The organism is Microbulbifer agarilyticus S89 (assembly GCF_000220505.1).
Classification (GTDB): domain Bacteria; phylum Pseudomonadota; class Gammaproteobacteria; order Pseudomonadales; family Cellvibrionaceae; genus Microbulbifer; species Microbulbifer agarilyticus_B.
In genome coordinates this window covers 38896-54761 of record NZ_AFPJ01000054.1, presented here as the reverse complement: position 1 = coordinate 54761, position 15866 = coordinate 38896, and the positions used below count along the sequence as shown (strand labels likewise).

Below are 15866 nucleotides of genomic sequence, written 5' to 3'. Positions count from 1 at the left end.
AAAGCGACCCGCGCAAAAGGTGCATAAGGTAAGCTGTCCCGCGGAGGGCCGAAGGCCCGGAGCAAACTGCCCGGCCTTGTTAGAGTTACTTGGCACTGTCCTTGCCCATTAACTCTCGGAGCCTCTCCAGCCTGATTCTGTTGCTCTCTTCTTCATTCGGATTTTTCGCTGGTGGTACAAATTTACTTAAAATTTCCTTCGCCGCCAGATAATATTTGCAATCCACCGCAGTACTAGGATGTGCTTCTCGAAGGTTTTTTGCTCGAGACAAAAGAACAAATGCACGACCCCTATCCTCTTTCGAAATTTCAAGCTCTAGCATTTCATTCGTATGTACAACCGCTGCGTCAATACGAAAGTCATAGGTTTTTAAAAGAGCTTGCATACCCCGGTCATGAAAAATATCTAAGGCATTTAACACCTCAAACCCAGGATCCAAGGTCATTCCAGCTATTTCACTGAAACCATCTTTTGCCATCTGTGTGCATATTTTTGATGCAATCTCCAGTTTTTCTTCACAACTCTCTTGTGCAGAAGAAAAAATTGGAGTGACCAAGATGAAAATCAATATAAATATATGTTGCTTGGACATTTCAAAACTCTAACGCCCAGCGCAGGCGCAGCCAGCGCGGAGCGCATTTTGTGTTAATGTTTGAGCGCAGCGAGTAACACAAAAGGTGCGTAGCGTTGGCCATCGCGCTGCCGTTGTTTGTTAGCCAGTCAGGGGGTTGAGGGTTTCAATACACTTAGATCCATGTGCTCACCTATTGAAGCCATCTTAGCCCTGGTTGCTGCATTATTTGACAACTCACTCATTGCCTGATAACCCAAAGCATCAAATCCTGAACCTATAGATAAGCCAGCATTCAGCACTGCTTTCGCCTCATTTCTACACTTACGCAATACATTCGTTAAGGTTGCACCAGCATTTGAGATAGCTTTATCGATGACTGCATCGTTAATCTCAAACGCTCTCTTTGCCTCAGGGTGTGATGCCATCGCGGAGAATACCCAAAGCATGAGATCCAACCTTTCCTTCTCAGAGCTATTGGTAATAAGGCAGGTCGAATATGCCTGCGTTACCTCATTACTAGCAAATGTCGGAATTGGTGACGCAAGTAACGCAACACACAAAGCTGACGTAAAAATTTTTCTAGTTTTCATAAATCACCCTATTACTCTTTATGGTGGCTAACGCCTCAATAACCGGCAGCTGGAACGGAGCGAAGCGCAGAGTAAGCTGTCCGGCGCCAAAGGCGCGTAGTTGATTGACTTGTTATGCATTAGTGCCAGATCACAGCGTCGGTTTTCAGGAAATCACACCAAGCCTTTAAAGACCATTTGGAGACTTGATTATCTTCTTTGAGGTCATTCTCGGCACTTACCTTTAGCATATAACCCTCAATCGAGACTAGGTTGTTACGAACAGCTGACTCAAAGTCTATACCTGCACTTTGGGCAAAATAATCATCTGACTTATCTGCTTTGCTTAGCAAGGACTTTAGATCCTCTGCGGCCTTAATTGCTACCTGTTTAGTAAATGCTTCCTCTGGAATTGGCCAGTGTCCCTCCCCAGAGCTTTTTATTGGATCGCATAGGTTTTCAGCAGATACTGAGCCTGAAACTAGTGCAAGTAGGAGCAAATAATTCTTCATGGTTCTAAGATGCATAACGCCCACAGCAGGGGCGGATTACCTTGTGCATGTTTTGCGCAAAAATGGGAGCAAAGCGACCTACGCAAAACATGCACAAGGTAAGACGTCCCGCGGAGGCCCAATGGGCCGGAGCTTCATTGCCTGTGCTTGTTATGTATTGGCGTGGCACTTACTTTGAGTTCTCGGATGACGCTAAGGCCACTAACAGCTGCATTGCCTGCTCGTCAGTAAAACCTTGTTTTTTAAGAGATAGATAAAGCTCCCTATAGTATTTGGATTGAGCTTCTAAAAGCTCTGGGCTGCTGAGCGCTTCTAGCTGAGCCTTCAGCATAGGAACCAGCACTTTCATATTTGGACCGACGCTAGGTGGCGGCGGCATTTGGGTTTGGGCGCTCACCGAGCCGATGAAGGCGCATAGCGAAAACGTGAAAATTGTGGCTAACTTTTTCATTCTTCTTCCTTGATAAGTACGGATACATAACGCCCACGGCAGGGGCGGCTTACCTTATGCGCGTTTTGCGCGAAAATGGGAGTGAAGCGACCCGCGTAAAACGTGCATAAGGTAAGCCGTCCCGCGGAGGCCCGAAGGGCCGTAGCATTATTGCCCGTGATTGTTAGGCATTCGTGCCTCGGTGTACATTTCTTGGAGTTCCGCAGGGATTTCACCATAAATTTTTGCTCGCCGGAACGCCTCACTTGCACCAAGATAATCTCCTTCTTTGAAAAGCCTTTCAGCATCCTTTAAGTGCTGCCTATAGCGTTCCTCTCTTAAACCAGCGCTCTCACCTCCTTTAACCAGCATGCCAATACCAGTAAAAAGAAAGAGAACAAGAAGTCCGCCAATTATGAAGGCTGGATTTGCGAATAAAATTGTTGCAAAAATACTCGCAATGAATAGATAAAATCCAATTTTGGCGATTTTATTATTTCCGCTATCGTTTCCACCGCCAAACTTTCCGCCATACCTCTTAATCTGCATTCTGCTTGCCTAACGCCGCCGGCAGGGGCAGCTTACCTTGTGCGCGTTTTGCGCAAAAATGGGAGCATAGCGACCTGCGCAAAAGGTGCACAAGGTAAGCTGTCCCACGGAGGGCCGCAGGCCCAGAGTAAATTGCCCGGCCTTGTTAGTTGGCCGGAACATGAAAAGCCCACATATATATGAGCCAAGCCCCCAAAAGCATGTATATCAGTGTAAAAATTCCGTTCAGAGCCCACACACTGTACCAAAACAGCCCAGTAAACCGCGATCGTATACGATTAATATCCCATAGTAATGCGACAGATGTTGGAATAACCATAATCGCGGACGCTCCCAATGCAGGAAGCACAATGAACATTATTCCTAACCCAGCTGCACCCGCTGAGGAACTCGGTGTGCTTGGCTCAACTGGAACCAACAGGAAATAGGCAAGTAGCAGTGATAGCAAGGATATGGTTAACCCCGTAACCTGAAGCCCTTTCATGATTCTCCTTAGGACAACTAACGCCCAGCGCAGGCGCAGCCAGCGCGCAGCACATTTTGTGTTAATTTTTGAGCGCCAGCGAGTAACACAAAAGGTGCGTAGCGTTGGCTTTCGCTCTGCCGCTGTTTGTTAGGGCTTGTACCCTGATAGCTCCACGACCTTCTCTACACGAGCGCGCTCTACAGGAATATCAGGACGCTCCAACCAACTATACGAGAACGGCAAAACCAAATCACAGAAGTCTATCTTATTGTTTTTTACAAAGAAGATATATTGCTCGGACATTTTAAGCTGAAGAGAAAAATCACCCTGAATACTTAAGCTCTTCTCTGCACTTCCCTTTAGGACATGTTTGACCGCAACGACGTACTGATACTCTTCCTTCGAATTTTGGTCATACTTTCCTGAAATAACTTGCGCGACGACGACTAATGGCCGTTCATTCCAGAATTCTTCAATACTTCCTGGTTGCCGCGGATCTGCACACTCCCAACCAAAGCTGGCACTCGAAAAGAGAAGTAAAATTATTGGTATTATTTTCATAGTGCCCTAACGCCCACAGCAGGGGCGGCTTACCTTGTGCGCATTTTGCGCGAAAATGGGAGCGAAGCGACCTGCGCAGAATGTGCACAAGGTAAGACGTCCCGCGGAGGCCCGAAGGGCCGTAGCTTTACTGCCTGTGATTGTTATGTTTTTCCGTGCTGAGCGCCCGCAGCAACCTTCCTGGACTGTGATCTCCGGATAACTCCAGGTACTTAGGATTGTACTCTTCATGGCCATAACAGATAGATGCCTCACCTGCTTCATCTGTGAAGATAAGGTAATTAAACCCTACAACCTCTTCTACACCACAACTTGACGAGTCTCCACTAGAACGAATTTCTTCGAGTTTACTCACATTGCCTTTAAAGATTTTTTCAACCTTTATAAGACTCTCTACTTCATACTGCTCGTTAAATTCACTTTTAACAACTTTACCCGCGAAGATCTTTGTTGCCTTGTCAATTTTTTCGCGGTCTGTTAATTCGACGCAAGTACAAGCGTGAGCACAAGTCGAAACTAGATATATGAAGATTGTAAAAATTGCGTGCTTCATGGCTCTCTAAACATAACGTCCACAGCAGGGGCGGCTTACCTTATGCGCGTTTTGCGCAAAAATAGGAGCGTAGCGACTGCGCCAAACGTGCATAAGGTAAGACGTCCTGCGGAGGCCCGAAGGGCCGGAGCTCCACTGCCTGTGATTGTTAACTGGATTCTCGGTGCGCCATCTCGACCACTATTGTAGTGTCATAGCCATGTTCATCTTCAGCCAAAGCGATACTCTTACAGTGTAATTTTTCGAGGCTAGAACTATTTGAATATATCAAATACGCTGTTTCTTTCTCCAGCTCTATGCCTTTGATGTCTAGTTGTAACTTTTGACCTACGACTAGGCTACCCCTAAACACCTCAACCACTTCCATTTTCCCGTTTTTGGGATCTTCGAAAGTAGTGACAACCGCTATGTGGTTAGCACTTAGAGAATTCTCCAAGTGAAATTGGTCTGTGTATATTTCACATGAATTTGCTACGCCAGAAACAAACACCGAAATTGTAGCTATAAGCTTCTTCATAGGTATTTCAGTTAACGCCGCCAGCAGGGGCAGCTTACCTTGTGCGCGTTTTGCGCGACAATGGGAGCACAGCGACCTGCGCAAAAGGTGCACAAGGTAAGCTGTCCCGCGGAGGGCCAAAGGCCCGGAGCAAATTGCCTGGCCTTGTTAACCCTCCGGTGCCCAACGGTTTCTGGTAACGGGATTGCACGGGTATGCTCTTTCTAGACCTTTCCTTACAAGCTCCGGGTAGAGCTCATTTTCTTTTGCCCCATGAACTCTTACCTCTAGAGTGGCCAGGCTGTCCACCAATTCCGAATCTATTTTCTCATATGCATCTGGGCAATAGATATATGAACTCTTTCCAGACGCGCTGTAATCTCCAAAATCAAGCGGGCGAAAGACAAATGCGGCACTCGCCAGACCTTTTGTATACGCTCGAACAGCATCTGGGTGGGTAATTTTTAGCTGCTGAATTTCAGAAAATGTATATGAATTTTCCTTTAGTTCTACAGGTCGACTGATATATAGCGCGGTAGAAGCGAACGCGAGTATGAGTATAGAAAACAACGCAATCTGTTTTTTCATTACTTGCTATCTCGTAGGGTTAACGCCGCCAGCAGGGGCAGCTTACCTTGTGCGCATTTTGCGCGAAAATGGGAGCACAGCGACCAGCGCAAAAAGTGCACAAGGTAAGCTGTCCCGCGGAGGGCCACAGGCCCGGAGCTTAATTGCCTGGCCTTGTTAAGCATTACAGCTTGGCAAGAACAGTCGCGATAGAAATGATGAGGGCTACCGAACTCATCACCAAAGCCAAATATGAGGCTCTTAGCTGCATGCGATTTCTTGCTATTTCTTCAGCCTCATACACTGCCATTGATTTTCTTGTAACTAGCTCATTCCGCATCTGACGAAGATGATCTTCAGCTTCCTTCACCATTCGACCAGCCTGCTGGCTCATCGAGAAATCAATTTCATTGATACTTTGATTCATTTTTTCTATAAGCTGAGTTTCAATAATATCTCTTTCTTTTTCCCAAACTTTATTGAAGTTTCTTAGAAGCATCTTTTTCTCAACATAAGCTTAACGCCGCCAGCAGGGGCAGCTTACCTTGGGCGCCATTTGCGCCAAAATGGGAGCAAAGCGACCTGCGCAAATGGTGTACAAGGTAAGCTGTCCCGCGGAGGGCCGCAGGCCCGGAGCTTCATTGCCTGGCATTGTTAACTTTGTTCACTGCCTAGTACCTGCGCTAAATCTATATAATACCGGTCCTCTACTCTGGCATTCGGCCAGCTAGAGGGCGCCCCAAGCCATTCAGGTAGTTGACGTCTGCATTTTTTGCTGGAGTAGTACAAGTAAAACATGGCTTCTGTACTTGATGGATCTATTCCCAGTAGAGCTTCTGATTCTTGAATCGCGTTTTCGCAATTATTACTAACCATATATTCTTGGAATTTTTCCACTCTTTGATCCCACTCTTTGGAGATTTCCGGAATTTCATGTGCAAATGAAAATGCCGGAACAATTAGAGCGAGACTTACTAATCCTCGAATCATTTGGCTACTCTAAGTTAACGCCCGCAACAGGGGCGACCAATGCTATGCACGTTTTGTGCGAAACTAGGAGCGCAGCGACACGCACAAAACGTGCATAGTGTTGGGCGTCCCGCGGAGACCCGAAGGGCCGGAGCATTCTGCTTGCGTTTGTTATGCATTTTTTAGAACCGCTTTAATTGACGGCCTTGTATACTCGGCTACTGGATCTGTTTCATCTTTATGGATGTACTCGCCCGCATCAAAAGCACAATAAATGTCATAGCACGGTTGAATAATGGGAATATCTTGATTCACGATGTAATCGAGCATGATATTCCATACCTCATTCATGGCATAGTCACCATCTTCATAAGACATTTCTCCAACATCAAACTTTCTGGCAATGTAAAGAGATACCCTGTTGAAAGAGTCCTCGACACTAGTCCCTTCTTGAGTCGAAAAACCTTCAAGGTCCTTATATGAAAGGCCGTTTTTCAGAGTTTTCTTTATTATTTCTTCGATGGTCATCTTGATGCATAACGCCCAGCGCAGGCGAAGCCAACGCGGAGCGCGTTTTGTGTTAATGTTCGAGCGTAAGCGAGTAACACAAAAGGTGCGTAGCGTTGACTGTCGCTCTGCCGCTGCTTGTTATGCATTTTCGAAGAGCCGGAGCACCTTCTCTCCCACCCAAACCATGAAACCGAAAACTAGAGAGCTGACAGCTCCGCCGAATACGGCGGTCACTAGCGCCTTCATCCCGTGTACTTGCTCATCGTTTGCAGTAACAGTACCGAGACCAAAAATCCCTAAAAGGCCAATAAGCACCCAAAACGCGCCGATACTGCAGAGACTGGCTAGAACGCAACGTTTAAATGTAAATTGATTTAGGCTCTCGCTACCAGAGCTGTTCGTGGGACTCGAACCATATAACTCTGAAATTTGGTCATTTAGCTCTTTGACTTGAGCTCTTTTTCGCGAAATTTCCGTTTGTAACTCAGCATATTTTTCAGGATTTTTGTCCTGATCAATCCCCATTATTGCTTCCTGCAATTCTCGGATTGTGTAATCTTCAACTTTTCTCATTATTAACTACTTTCTATGGGTAACTTGGATGCATAACGCCGCCAGCAGGGGCAGCTTACCTTGTACGCGTTTTGCGCAAACATGGGAGCGCAGCGACCTGCGCAAAACGTGCACAAGGTAAGCTGTCCCGCGGAGGGCCGAAGGCCCGGAGAAAACTGCCTGGCCTTGTTATAAGCTTTCCGAAGTGTACCAGTTTCTACTTTCTTCACTATTAAGAAACAAATAGGCTACTCCGAACATTGAAAGTTCGACTACATAGAATGCCTGCGCAATGCCAAAGCCGAACTGAGAAACATCCCACACTATTGATCCAAGCATTATCGCCGCGACTATTAGGAGCGTTAGCTTAATGTCTTTACCCTTAAAAATTTCCCAGACTAGCCAAGCAATGATTAGTGTCCAAACGAAATTCATACCTAAAGTAACTGGATCTCCATAGCCAATCTCTTCAAAAACTTGTCCATCGAAATACACTGCGATCAGCGTACACAAGCATGAAAGTACTAATGCGATAGCTGCTTTTTTTATGTCATTTGGCATTTCAAGATTTCCTTCCTTATGGCTTATAACGCCCAGCGCAGGCGCAGCCAGCGCGGAGCGAATTTTGTGTTAATGTTTGAGCGACAGCGAGTAACACAAAAGGTGCGTAGCGTTGGCTGTCGCTCTGCCGCTGATTGTTATGCAGCGGCCTGATGCTATCCACAAGACCAATGATAGACAGAAACTAGTGCTCTCAATCTGAGCCGGAAAATCTTTCAGGTATTACATTCATAGTCCAAGAATTTTCATTGTTAAGCTCATTTTCCGCCAGCTTCTCAGTAGCAAACAAGCCACCACTTGCTGAACTATATTGCCACTCAACCGGCCAATCCTCATCAAAGTACTCCACCCAGATACTCCAAATTCCGTCGGGTCTTCTATAAATAACAGCAACATGATCATCGCTGCGCCATATACTTCCGACGAACTCAATATCATCAGACTTGGGAATCTCGAATTTCGGTATTTGATTTATCACAAGTATCGATTCCGAGTGGATGCATAACAGTTTTATTCATAAGCCCCAGATATAGACATAATGGCTACATCTGGGCATATCATGGCTACATCTAGGAATTATTGCCAGATATAGCCATGCGGGATTTTTTGTTTATATGTCTACATCTAGGCATTGATCGATCAAGCCTTCAACAACGCGATGTTCGATATTGATGCGCTTTGCCACTGAGCGTTTGGCGACCCAGGCTTTGGCGACGCGGCTCCAGCGGCCGCCCATTCTTCGCACCTCGTTGCGCAGCTCGATTTCTTCGAAGGCGATTTTGATCGCTACCCAGTCGTTTTTATTGTTCGGCTCAGGAGTTGGCTGGGGCCGTTTTTGGACGTAGGCCTCTCTTTGCGCAACGATGATTTCTACCGTGGTATACACGGTTTTCTTACAGGGTGAGCGGCGGTAGCGCACCGCGCAGAGTTGCTCGCCGTATTTGTCCTGATAGCGCTTGCTGCCGTCGTGACCCGGCCTGATTGTTTTTATGATTTCCATACGCCCTCCCTGGCGTTGCGGTGGTTTAACTACAGTCCGAGTTCATCCCAGATCTCGTCAATTTTCTGTGTTACTTCGGGGTCTTTCACAATTGGGCGCCCCCATTCGCGGGTGGTTTCACCCTCCCATTTGTTGGTCGCATCAAATCCGATTTTCGAGCCCAGGCCAGACACCGGCGAGGCGAAGTCCAGGTAATCGATGGGTGTGTTTTCAACCATGACTGTATCCCGCGCTGGGTCCATGCGCGTTGTCATGGCCCAGATCACATCCTTCCAGTCGCGGGCGTTGACGTCATCGTCGGCGACGATAACGAACTTGGTATACATAAACTGGCGCAGGAAGGACCAGACTCCCATCATCACGCGCTTGGCGTGGCCGGGGTACTGCTTCTTCATGGTGACCACGGCGAGGCGATAGGAGCAGCCTTCCGGGGGCAGGTAAAAGTCGACAATTTCCGGAAACTGCTTGCGCAGGATGGGTACAAAGACCTCATTCAGTGCTTCGCCGAGTACTGCCGGCTCATCCGGTGGACGGCCGGTGTAGGTGCTGTGGTAGATCGGGTCTTTGCGGTGGGTGATCTTCTCGACGGTGAAGACGGGAAAGCTGTCCACTTCGTTGTAATAGCCGGTGTGGTCGCCATAAGGGCCTTCATCCGCCATGTCTTCGGGATAGATATAGCCCTCAAGCACGTATTCGGCGCTCGCCGGTACCTGCAGGTTGCTGAGTTTGGCTTCGGCCACCTCGGTCTTGCTACCGCGCAGCAAGCCGGCGAATGCGTATTCGGAAAGGGTGTCGGGCACGGGGGTGACGGCACCGAGGATGGTGGCTGGATCGGCGCCGAGGGCGACGGCCACCGGGAAGGGCTCACCGGGGAATTGCTGTTGCCACTCACGGAAGTCCAGCGCACCGCCGCGGTGGGAGAGCCAGCGCATGATCAGCCGGTTCTTACCGATCAGCTGCATGCGGTAGATCCCCAGGTTCTGGCGTTTCTTCTCCGGTCCGCGGGTAATCACCAGTGGCCAGGTGACCAGGGGCGCGGCGTCGCCGGGCCAGCAGGTCTGTATTGGCATCTTGCTGAGGTCGACATCACCCGCCTCAATAGTGATCTGCTGGGAGTCGGCCTTACTCACGACCTTCGGCCCCATATTCATGACTTGTTTGAAGATGGGCAGTTTCTGCCAGGCATCCCTGAAGCCCTCTGGTGGCTGTGGCTCCTTCAGGAAAGCCAGCAGCTCTCCGACCTGGCGCAGTTCGGCAGTGGACTCTTTGCCCATGCCGAGGGCGACGCGCTCGGGCGTACCAAATAGGTTGGCGAGAACCGGGGTGTCGTAACCGACAGGGTTTTCAAACAGCAGGGCCGGGCCACCCGCACGCAGTACGCGGTCGGCGATCTCTGTCATTTCCAGATAGGGATTTACCGGGTAGGTAATACGCTTCAACAGGCCGCGCTTTTCCAGCAGCTTGATGAAGTCGCGCAGGTCTTTGTATTTCATGCTCTATTGGTCGACGGGAAATTCACCGGCCAGTGTAAAGCAGTCAGCACAAAATAGGGAATCAACGCTGCCAATTCGGCAGAGCTTGAGGGGTATCGGGGGGAGGAGGGAGATAGGGGGAGAACAACCCGCAGTACATGACTGCGGGCTGCCGAACTTCTAAGAGAACTTAGAAGCGGGGACGACGCGGACGGTCTTCGCGCGGCTTGGCTTCGTTAACACGGATGTTACGGCCAGACAGCGGCTGATCATTCATTTCTTCGATTGCCTTACGCGCTTCGTCGTCGTTCGGCATTTCTACGAAACCAAAACCTTTAGAACGGCCAGTTTCCCGGTCAGTGATTACAGTAGCCCGGGAGATTTCACCGAATGCACCAAAAGCTTCGTGCAGTTCGTCAGAGGTTACGCCGTAGGCCAGATTTCCGATATAGATATTCACAAAAAAGTCTCACATGAGTAAGTGGGCTGTCGTGCATTCACAAACGGATAACCAGCACCACCACGTTATCCACTTGAGTTTGGTCCGGAGTCAGACAACTTCCCAGTTATCAGGAACCAATTCGGTCAGTGTTGAAATACCGCACAACACATTTGGTGAAGCCTTTATATGCCTAACACCGTGGGTTTTCAACTTAATTCGGCGTAATTTCACGCCTCATTCAACGCATTGCAAAATTCATCTGCATTACACGAAAAAGGCCGGCATTTAACGCCGGCCTTCATACTAAAAGAGAATTATTTCCGTTTCATGGACAGGAAGAATTCATCATTCGTCTTAAAGTCTTTGAGCTTATCGATAAGGAATTCGGTGGCGGCCAAATCTTCCATATCGTGAAGTAGCTTGCGCAGGATCCAAACGCGCTGCAGCTCGCCTTCCGGCATTAGCAGTTCTTCGCGGCGAGTACCGGAACGACGCACGTTAATTGCGGGATATACGCGTTTTTCGGCGATCTTACGGTCCAGCTGCAGTTCCATGTTACCGGTGCCCTTGAACTCTTCGAAGATCACTTCGTCCATCTTGGAGCCGGTATCCACCAGTGCGGTGGCAATAATCGACAGGCTACCACCTTCTTCGATGTTACGTGCTGCACCAAAGAAGCGCTTCGGGCGCTCCAGCGCGTGCGCGTCCACACCACCGGTAAGGACCTTACCGGAGCTCGGCACAGTGGTGTTGTAAGCACGCGCCAGACGGGTAATGGAGTCAAGCAGGATAACCACGTCTTTCTTGTGCTCGACCAGGCGCTTGGCCTTTTCGATCACCATCTCGGCAACCTGTACGTGACGCGCAGGCGGCTCGTCAAAGGTAGAGGCAACCACTTCGCCGCGCACCGAGCGCTGCATTTCAGTAACTTCTTCCGGTCGCTCATCGATCAGCAGAACAATCAGGTGGCATTCCGGGTTATTGCGGGTAATCGCCTGGGCCATGTTCTGCAACATGATGGTTTTACCCGCCTTGGGCGGCGCTACGATCAGACCACGCTGGCCCTTGCCAATCGGGGCTACCAGGTCAATGATGCGGCCGATCAGGTCTTCAGAGGACCCATTACCACACTCCAGTCCCAAACGGTCATTCGGGAACAGCGGCGTGAGGTTTTCGAACAGAATCTTGTTGCGCGCGTTTTCCGGCTTGTCGAAGTTGATGTCGCTGACTTTCAGCAGGGCGAAGTAGCGTTCACCTTCTTTGGGGGGGCGGATCTTGCCGGAGATGGAGTCGCCGGTGCGCAGGTTAAAGCGGCGAATCTGGCTCGGGGAGACATAAATGTCGTCCGGGCCTGCGAGGTATGAGGAGTCTGCGGAGCGCAGGAAACCAAAACCGTCCTGAAGGATTTCCAATACACCTTCGCCGTAGATGTCTTCGCCACTTTTGGCGTGGCGCTTCAGGATATTGAAAATAATGTCCTGTTTGCGCGAGCGGGCAAGGTTTTCGAGCCCCATGCCCTTGGCAATTTCAATCAGCTCTTCAATGGGTTTGGTTTTTAATTCAGAAAGGTTCATACCAATTGCTTTATTACGGTTTCTTCTGTCGGTTCGCGCGGACGCGCTGGACGTTTCTGCGGAGGGAGTTGAAGTTTCGATGGTGATAATGCCCGATTCGACATGCTGGCTGGATTACTACCCGAAGCAACGCTCACTCATGTCGTTTTCGTTTCTCGCGAACCCAGATCGATCACGACGACCCGGGTGAAACGAATACCCACTTACAACGGCACGATTACCAGATTGCCAATATGGCTGCGGCGGAGATGCCTGTGGGGGATGTTCAACTTGAGGAGTTTGCGCCGGAGAGGCCGCGTCAGCAGCGGGGTTGGCGACTTGGCTCAGGTTTGGACTGAACAGTTAATTTGATTACTAGCCAGTATAACCGCAGTTCGGCATCCTGCAAGGCCTATTTCGCAAGCTTGGGGCGCCATTACCCTGGGCGCAACCCGCTTCTCCTGCCGCCAGGGCCCGATGCCCCAAAACGACACAGGGCGCCATTGGCGCCCTGTGAGATCGATCAGATCTGGCTGTCGATGAACTCGGTCAGCTGTGCCCGGGACAGGGCGCCAACCTTGGTGCCTTCCACGTTGCCGCCTTTGAACAGCAGCAGGGTCGGGATGCCACGCACGTTGTACTTGGCCGCAGCCTCTTTGTTCGCGTCGACGTCAACCTTGACGATCTTCAGCTTTTCGCCGTAGTGACCGGACAGATCTTCCAGAACCGGAGCGATCATCTTGCAGGGGCCACACCACTGTGCCCAGAAGTCTACCAATACCGGGCCGTCGGCCTTCAGTACTTCGGCTTCAAACTCTGCATCGGTTACGTTTACGATGTTCGCGCTCATAATGCTTTCCTGTGGTTCTGTTTCTTCCGGCCAGTGCTCGGACTGGCAGACATAATAAGTAGCGTCTGCAGCCCCCGCAAGGCAATTACTTTCACCATTCTTGGCGTTGTGCCCTATATGCGGCCCATTTTGCGGTTTTCAAGGGCATACCCTGCTCCGCTGCGGCGGCTCAGCTTTCCGCCAGATAGCGCTGCAATATTTCGTCTATGTAGTCATACCCAAAGCTGGTGGTGCCAATGGTGGGCCCCAGCGGCCGCACCAGCTCCATCACCTCGAGCCGCTGCCACTCGCGGCGCAAGGTCTCCAGTGGCAGGCCGGTAAACTGCTCGAAACTCTCCGCCGGTACCCCGTCCTCAAGCCGCAAGGCATTCATCAGGAATTCCAGCGGGCGCTCGCCCTCCGCAACTTCCTTGATTTTGGGCAGCGTAAATTCCACGCCGCCAGCCCCGGTTTCACAGCCGAGCGCCAGATAGTGCTGCGGTGCACGGGTTCGCTGAGTACGCAGGATGCGGCCGGTTTGCGGCAGGGTGACCTTGCCGTGAGCACCGGCGCCGATGCCGAGGTAATCCGCAAAGGACCAGTAATTGAGATTGTGCCGCGAAGCCAGCCCCGCGCGACCATAGGCCGACACCTCATAGCGGCCGTAGCCCTGCTCTGCCAGGTACGCGCGGCCGGCCTTTTGGATCGCGGCAATTTGCTCAGAGCCGGGGGTAACCGGGGGTGCGGAATAAAAGGCGGTATTGGGCTCGATGGTGAGCTGGTACCAGGAGATATGCTCGGCGCCCAGCGCAACCGCCTGTGCCAGGTCCTGCAGCGCCTCGGTCTCGCCCTGCCCCGGCAGGCCGTGCATCAGGTCGATATTGATATTGTCGAAGCCTGCCGTGCGCGCCTGGGTAGCCGCCTTCAGCGCCTCGGGGCCCGAGTGGATACGCCCGAGATTCTGCAGTTGCAGTGGGTCGAAGCTCTGCACCCCGATCGACAAACGATTCACGCCAGCTTGGCGATAACCGGCAAACTTGGCCTGCTCAAATGTCCCCGGGTTCGCCTCCAGGGTGATCTCGATGTCATCGGCAAAACCCACCAGCGACTCGGCGAGGTCGAGAATGCGACCGATGGCCAGCGGTGAAAACAGGCTGGGCGTGCCGCCGCCGAAGAAAATGGAGCCGAGCTTGCGCCCCTGGACCCAGGGCAGCTGGCTGCGCAGGTCGCGCTCCAACTGGTCCACATACTCCGCTTCTGGCAGGTGGCGTGCACCCGCCGGGCTACCCTGGGCATGCTCCAGCATGCCGGCGGCAAACTCGTGGGAGTTGAAGTCACAATAGGGGCATTTGCGCACACACCAGGGGATATGCACGTAGAGACTGAGCGGCGGCAACGCCAACAGGGACTGACCGGTACCGTGTGCGGCCATCTAGAAAAACTTCGTGCCGGCGGCTTCCCTGGCCTGCCGTTCCGGTACCACCATTTCCTCGTGCCACAGCTGCTCAAACTTCTTCACCGCATGCGCACGGTGGCTGAGGCGATTCTTTACCTCTCGCGGCAACTGGGCCGAGGTGAGACCTTCCGAGGGGACGAAGAACAGCGGGTCGTAGCCAAAGCCCTGGTCGCCCGCGGGCGCGGTCTGGATCACCCCAGTCCAGCGCGCGGTGCACACCAGCGGTACCGGGTCGTCGGCGCTGCGCACAAAGGCAAGTGCACAGTGAAAACTTGCCCCGCGTTTTTCTGTGGGCACCTCTTCCAGTGCCTGGAGTAATTTCTGGTTGTTCTCGGCATCGCTGGCACCCACACCGGCATAACGTGCCGAATAGATACCCGGGGCACCACCGAGGGCATCCACTGCCAGGCCGGAATCATCCGCCAGTGCCGGCAAGCCGCTAGCGCGGCTCGCGTGCCGTGCCTTGATCAGGGCGTTTTCGATAAAGCTAAGGCCGGTTTCATCCGCCTCTTCCTGTAAAAAGTCAGACTGCGGCAACACCGCGATCTGCCAGCCGGAAAACAACTGGGAAAACTCTTTCAGCTTGCCCGCGTTGCCGCTGGCGAGGACGATTTTTTCCATAAGGGCGAGTTCCGTTCAACGCAAAACAGCGAACGCGGTGCGCTCGCTGTAATTTAAGTGCTTTGATTCAAGAGAAGGATAACGGAGCGAGATTCAGTTCTTGTGTAACTGGCGACGGAAAGTCAGTTGCTGCTTGCTGCCGTCGGGCATTACCAGATCGATTTTGAACGTCAGGCTCTCTTCGTCCTCGAAGCGGAACGGTGCCAGGTAATACACTGCATCGCCATCGCGTATTTCCTTGAACTCCAGCGCGCGCGACTGTTGGATCAGGTTCATGGCGTTGCCAGAAATGCCGGCGCTCTCACCTGTGGTCCCGCCTTTTTTACCAACGGAAATATTCACAAAGGCACGGTCACGCGCCCGCACCAGATTGTATTCACGCGCGATTTCCGGCGAGATAAAGTCACTGTTAAACACCGAATAACTCACACGATAATCGCCGAAATTCTGATGGTTCTCGATGATTTTGGCTTGTTGCGCCGCGGCCGCTGCAGCCCACAGCAATAAGGCCACAGAAATAAATGCAGCAAAATAACGTTTCACGGCGTCCTCCTAAACTGAGTTTGCGTGCGCAACAAGCCCGTTACGGCCCGCTCGCATGGCGTAAAAAGCGACTCGCTACAG

23 protein-coding genes are annotated in these 15866 nt (G+C 51.2%); all 23 read right to left on the bottom strand.

What is annotated here, in order from left to right; genetic code table 11:
- Positions 1–85: 85 nt before the first annotated feature.
- Complete coding sequence (locus AS89_RS0116095) at positions 86–592, bottom strand: hypothetical protein (protein WP_010133785.1); 507 nt, start codon at positions 590–592, stop codon at positions 86–88.
- Between the two features lie 128 nt (positions 593–720).
- Positions 721–1164 (bottom strand): hypothetical protein, encoded by a 444-nt coding sequence (locus AS89_RS0116090; protein WP_138976429.1) that lies wholly within the window; start codon positions 1162–1164, stop codon positions 721–723.
- A 119-nt stretch (positions 1165–1283) separates the two neighbouring features.
- On the bottom strand, positions 1284–1655 hold the full coding sequence (locus tag AS89_RS0116085) for a hypothetical protein (RefSeq protein ID WP_138976428.1): 372 nt from the start codon (positions 1653–1655) through the stop codon (positions 1284–1286).
- Positions 1656–1824: 169 nt separating this feature from the next.
- Positions 1825–2106, bottom strand: coding sequence for a hypothetical protein (locus AS89_RS0116080; RefSeq protein ID WP_010133781.1), 282 nt, complete (start codon positions 2104–2106; stop codon positions 1825–1827).
- Positions 2107–2253: 147 nt separating this feature from the next.
- Positions 2254–2634, bottom strand: a complete 381-nt coding sequence (locus AS89_RS0116075) for a hypothetical protein (protein WP_010133779.1) — start codon at positions 2632–2634, stop codon at positions 2254–2256.
- Between the two features lie 613 nt (positions 2635–3247).
- A complete protein-coding gene (locus AS89_RS0116065; RefSeq protein ID WP_010133775.1) occupies positions 3248–3661 on the bottom strand; it encodes a hypothetical protein in 414 nt (137 codons plus the stop codon).
- A 127-nt stretch (positions 3662–3788) separates the two neighbouring features.
- Positions 3789–4214, bottom strand: coding sequence for a hypothetical protein (locus tag AS89_RS0116060; protein ID WP_010133774.1), 426 nt, complete (start codon positions 4212–4214; stop codon positions 3789–3791).
- 148 nt (positions 4215–4362) lie between these two features.
- Positions 4363–4731 (bottom strand): hypothetical protein, encoded by a 369-nt coding sequence (locus AS89_RS0116055; RefSeq protein ID WP_010133773.1) that lies wholly within the window; start codon positions 4729–4731, stop codon positions 4363–4365.
- Between the two features lie 147 nt (positions 4732–4878).
- On the bottom strand, positions 4879–5298 hold the full coding sequence (locus AS89_RS0116050) for a hypothetical protein (protein WP_010133772.1): 420 nt from the start codon (positions 5296–5298) through the stop codon (positions 4879–4881).
- 163 nt (positions 5299–5461) lie between these two features.
- Positions 5462–5776 carry a hypothetical protein gene (locus AS89_RS0116045; RefSeq protein WP_010133771.1) on the bottom strand — a complete coding sequence of 105 codons (315 nt, stop codon included), beginning with the start codon at positions 5774–5776 and terminating at the stop codon, positions 5462–5464.
- A gap of 155 nt (positions 5777–5931) precedes the next feature.
- Positions 5932–6267 carry a hypothetical protein gene (locus AS89_RS18730; RefSeq protein ID WP_138976427.1) on the bottom strand — a complete coding sequence of 112 codons (336 nt, stop codon included), beginning with the start codon at positions 6265–6267 and terminating at the stop codon, positions 5932–5934.
- 150 nt (positions 6268–6417) lie between these two features.
- Entirely contained in the window at positions 6418–6774 is a 357-nt protein-coding gene (locus tag AS89_RS0116040) for a hypothetical protein (protein ID WP_010133770.1), read from the bottom strand.
- A gap of 120 nt (positions 6775–6894) precedes the next feature.
- Positions 6895–7329: a hypothetical protein gene (locus tag AS89_RS0116035; RefSeq protein WP_010133769.1), complete on the bottom strand. Its 435-nt coding sequence runs from the start codon at positions 7327–7329 to the stop codon at positions 6895–6897.
- A 168-nt stretch (positions 7330–7497) separates the two neighbouring features.
- Positions 7498–7869 (bottom strand): hypothetical protein, encoded by a 372-nt coding sequence (locus AS89_RS0116030; protein ID WP_010133768.1) that lies wholly within the window; start codon positions 7867–7869, stop codon positions 7498–7500.
- Between the two features lie 193 nt (positions 7870–8062).
- The gene (locus tag AS89_RS18725; RefSeq protein WP_010133767.1) at positions 8063–8347 is read right to left on the bottom strand and encodes a hypothetical protein; all 285 of its coding nucleotides are present in this window, start codon (positions 8345–8347) and stop codon (positions 8063–8065) included.
- A gap of 132 nt (positions 8348–8479) precedes the next feature.
- The gene (locus AS89_RS0116020; RefSeq protein WP_010133766.1) at positions 8480–8869 is read right to left on the bottom strand and encodes a hypothetical protein; all 390 of its coding nucleotides are present in this window, start codon (positions 8867–8869) and stop codon (positions 8480–8482) included.
- Between the two features lie 29 nt (positions 8870–8898).
- The gene (ubiD, locus tag AS89_RS0116015; protein WP_010133765.1) at positions 8899–10362 is read right to left on the bottom strand and encodes a 4-hydroxy-3-polyprenylbenzoate decarboxylase; all 1464 of its coding nucleotides are present in this window, start codon (positions 10360–10362) and stop codon (positions 8899–8901) included.
- Positions 10363–10531: 169 nt separating this feature from the next.
- The gene (locus AS89_RS0116010) at positions 10532–10801 is read right to left on the bottom strand and encodes an RNA recognition motif domain-containing protein (protein ID WP_010133764.1); all 270 of its coding nucleotides are present in this window, start codon (positions 10799–10801) and stop codon (positions 10532–10534) included.
- Between the two features lie 296 nt (positions 10802–11097).
- Positions 11098–12357 (bottom strand): transcription termination factor Rho, encoded by a 1260-nt coding sequence (rho, locus tag AS89_RS0116005; protein ID WP_010133763.1) that lies wholly within the window; start codon positions 12355–12357, stop codon positions 11098–11100.
- 502 nt (positions 12358–12859) lie between these two features.
- On the bottom strand, positions 12860–13186 hold the full coding sequence (gene trxA, locus AS89_RS0116000; RefSeq protein ID WP_010133761.1) for a thioredoxin TrxA: 327 nt from the start codon (positions 13184–13186) through the stop codon (positions 12860–12862).
- A 169-nt stretch (positions 13187–13355) separates the two neighbouring features.
- Complete coding sequence (gene hemW / locus AS89_RS0115995; RefSeq protein ID WP_010133760.1) at positions 13356–14597, bottom strand: radical SAM family heme chaperone HemW; 1242 nt, start codon at positions 14595–14597, stop codon at positions 13356–13358.
- Positions 14598–15242, bottom strand: coding sequence for an RdgB/HAM1 family non-canonical purine NTP pyrophosphatase (rdgB, locus tag AS89_RS17930; RefSeq protein WP_010133759.1), 645 nt, complete (start codon positions 15240–15242; stop codon positions 14598–14600).
- 93 nt (positions 15243–15335) lie between these two features.
- A complete protein-coding gene (locus AS89_RS0115985) occupies positions 15336–15785 on the bottom strand; it encodes a DUF4426 domain-containing protein (protein ID WP_010133757.1) in 450 nt (149 codons plus the stop codon).
- Positions 15786–15866 lie beyond the last annotated feature (81 nt).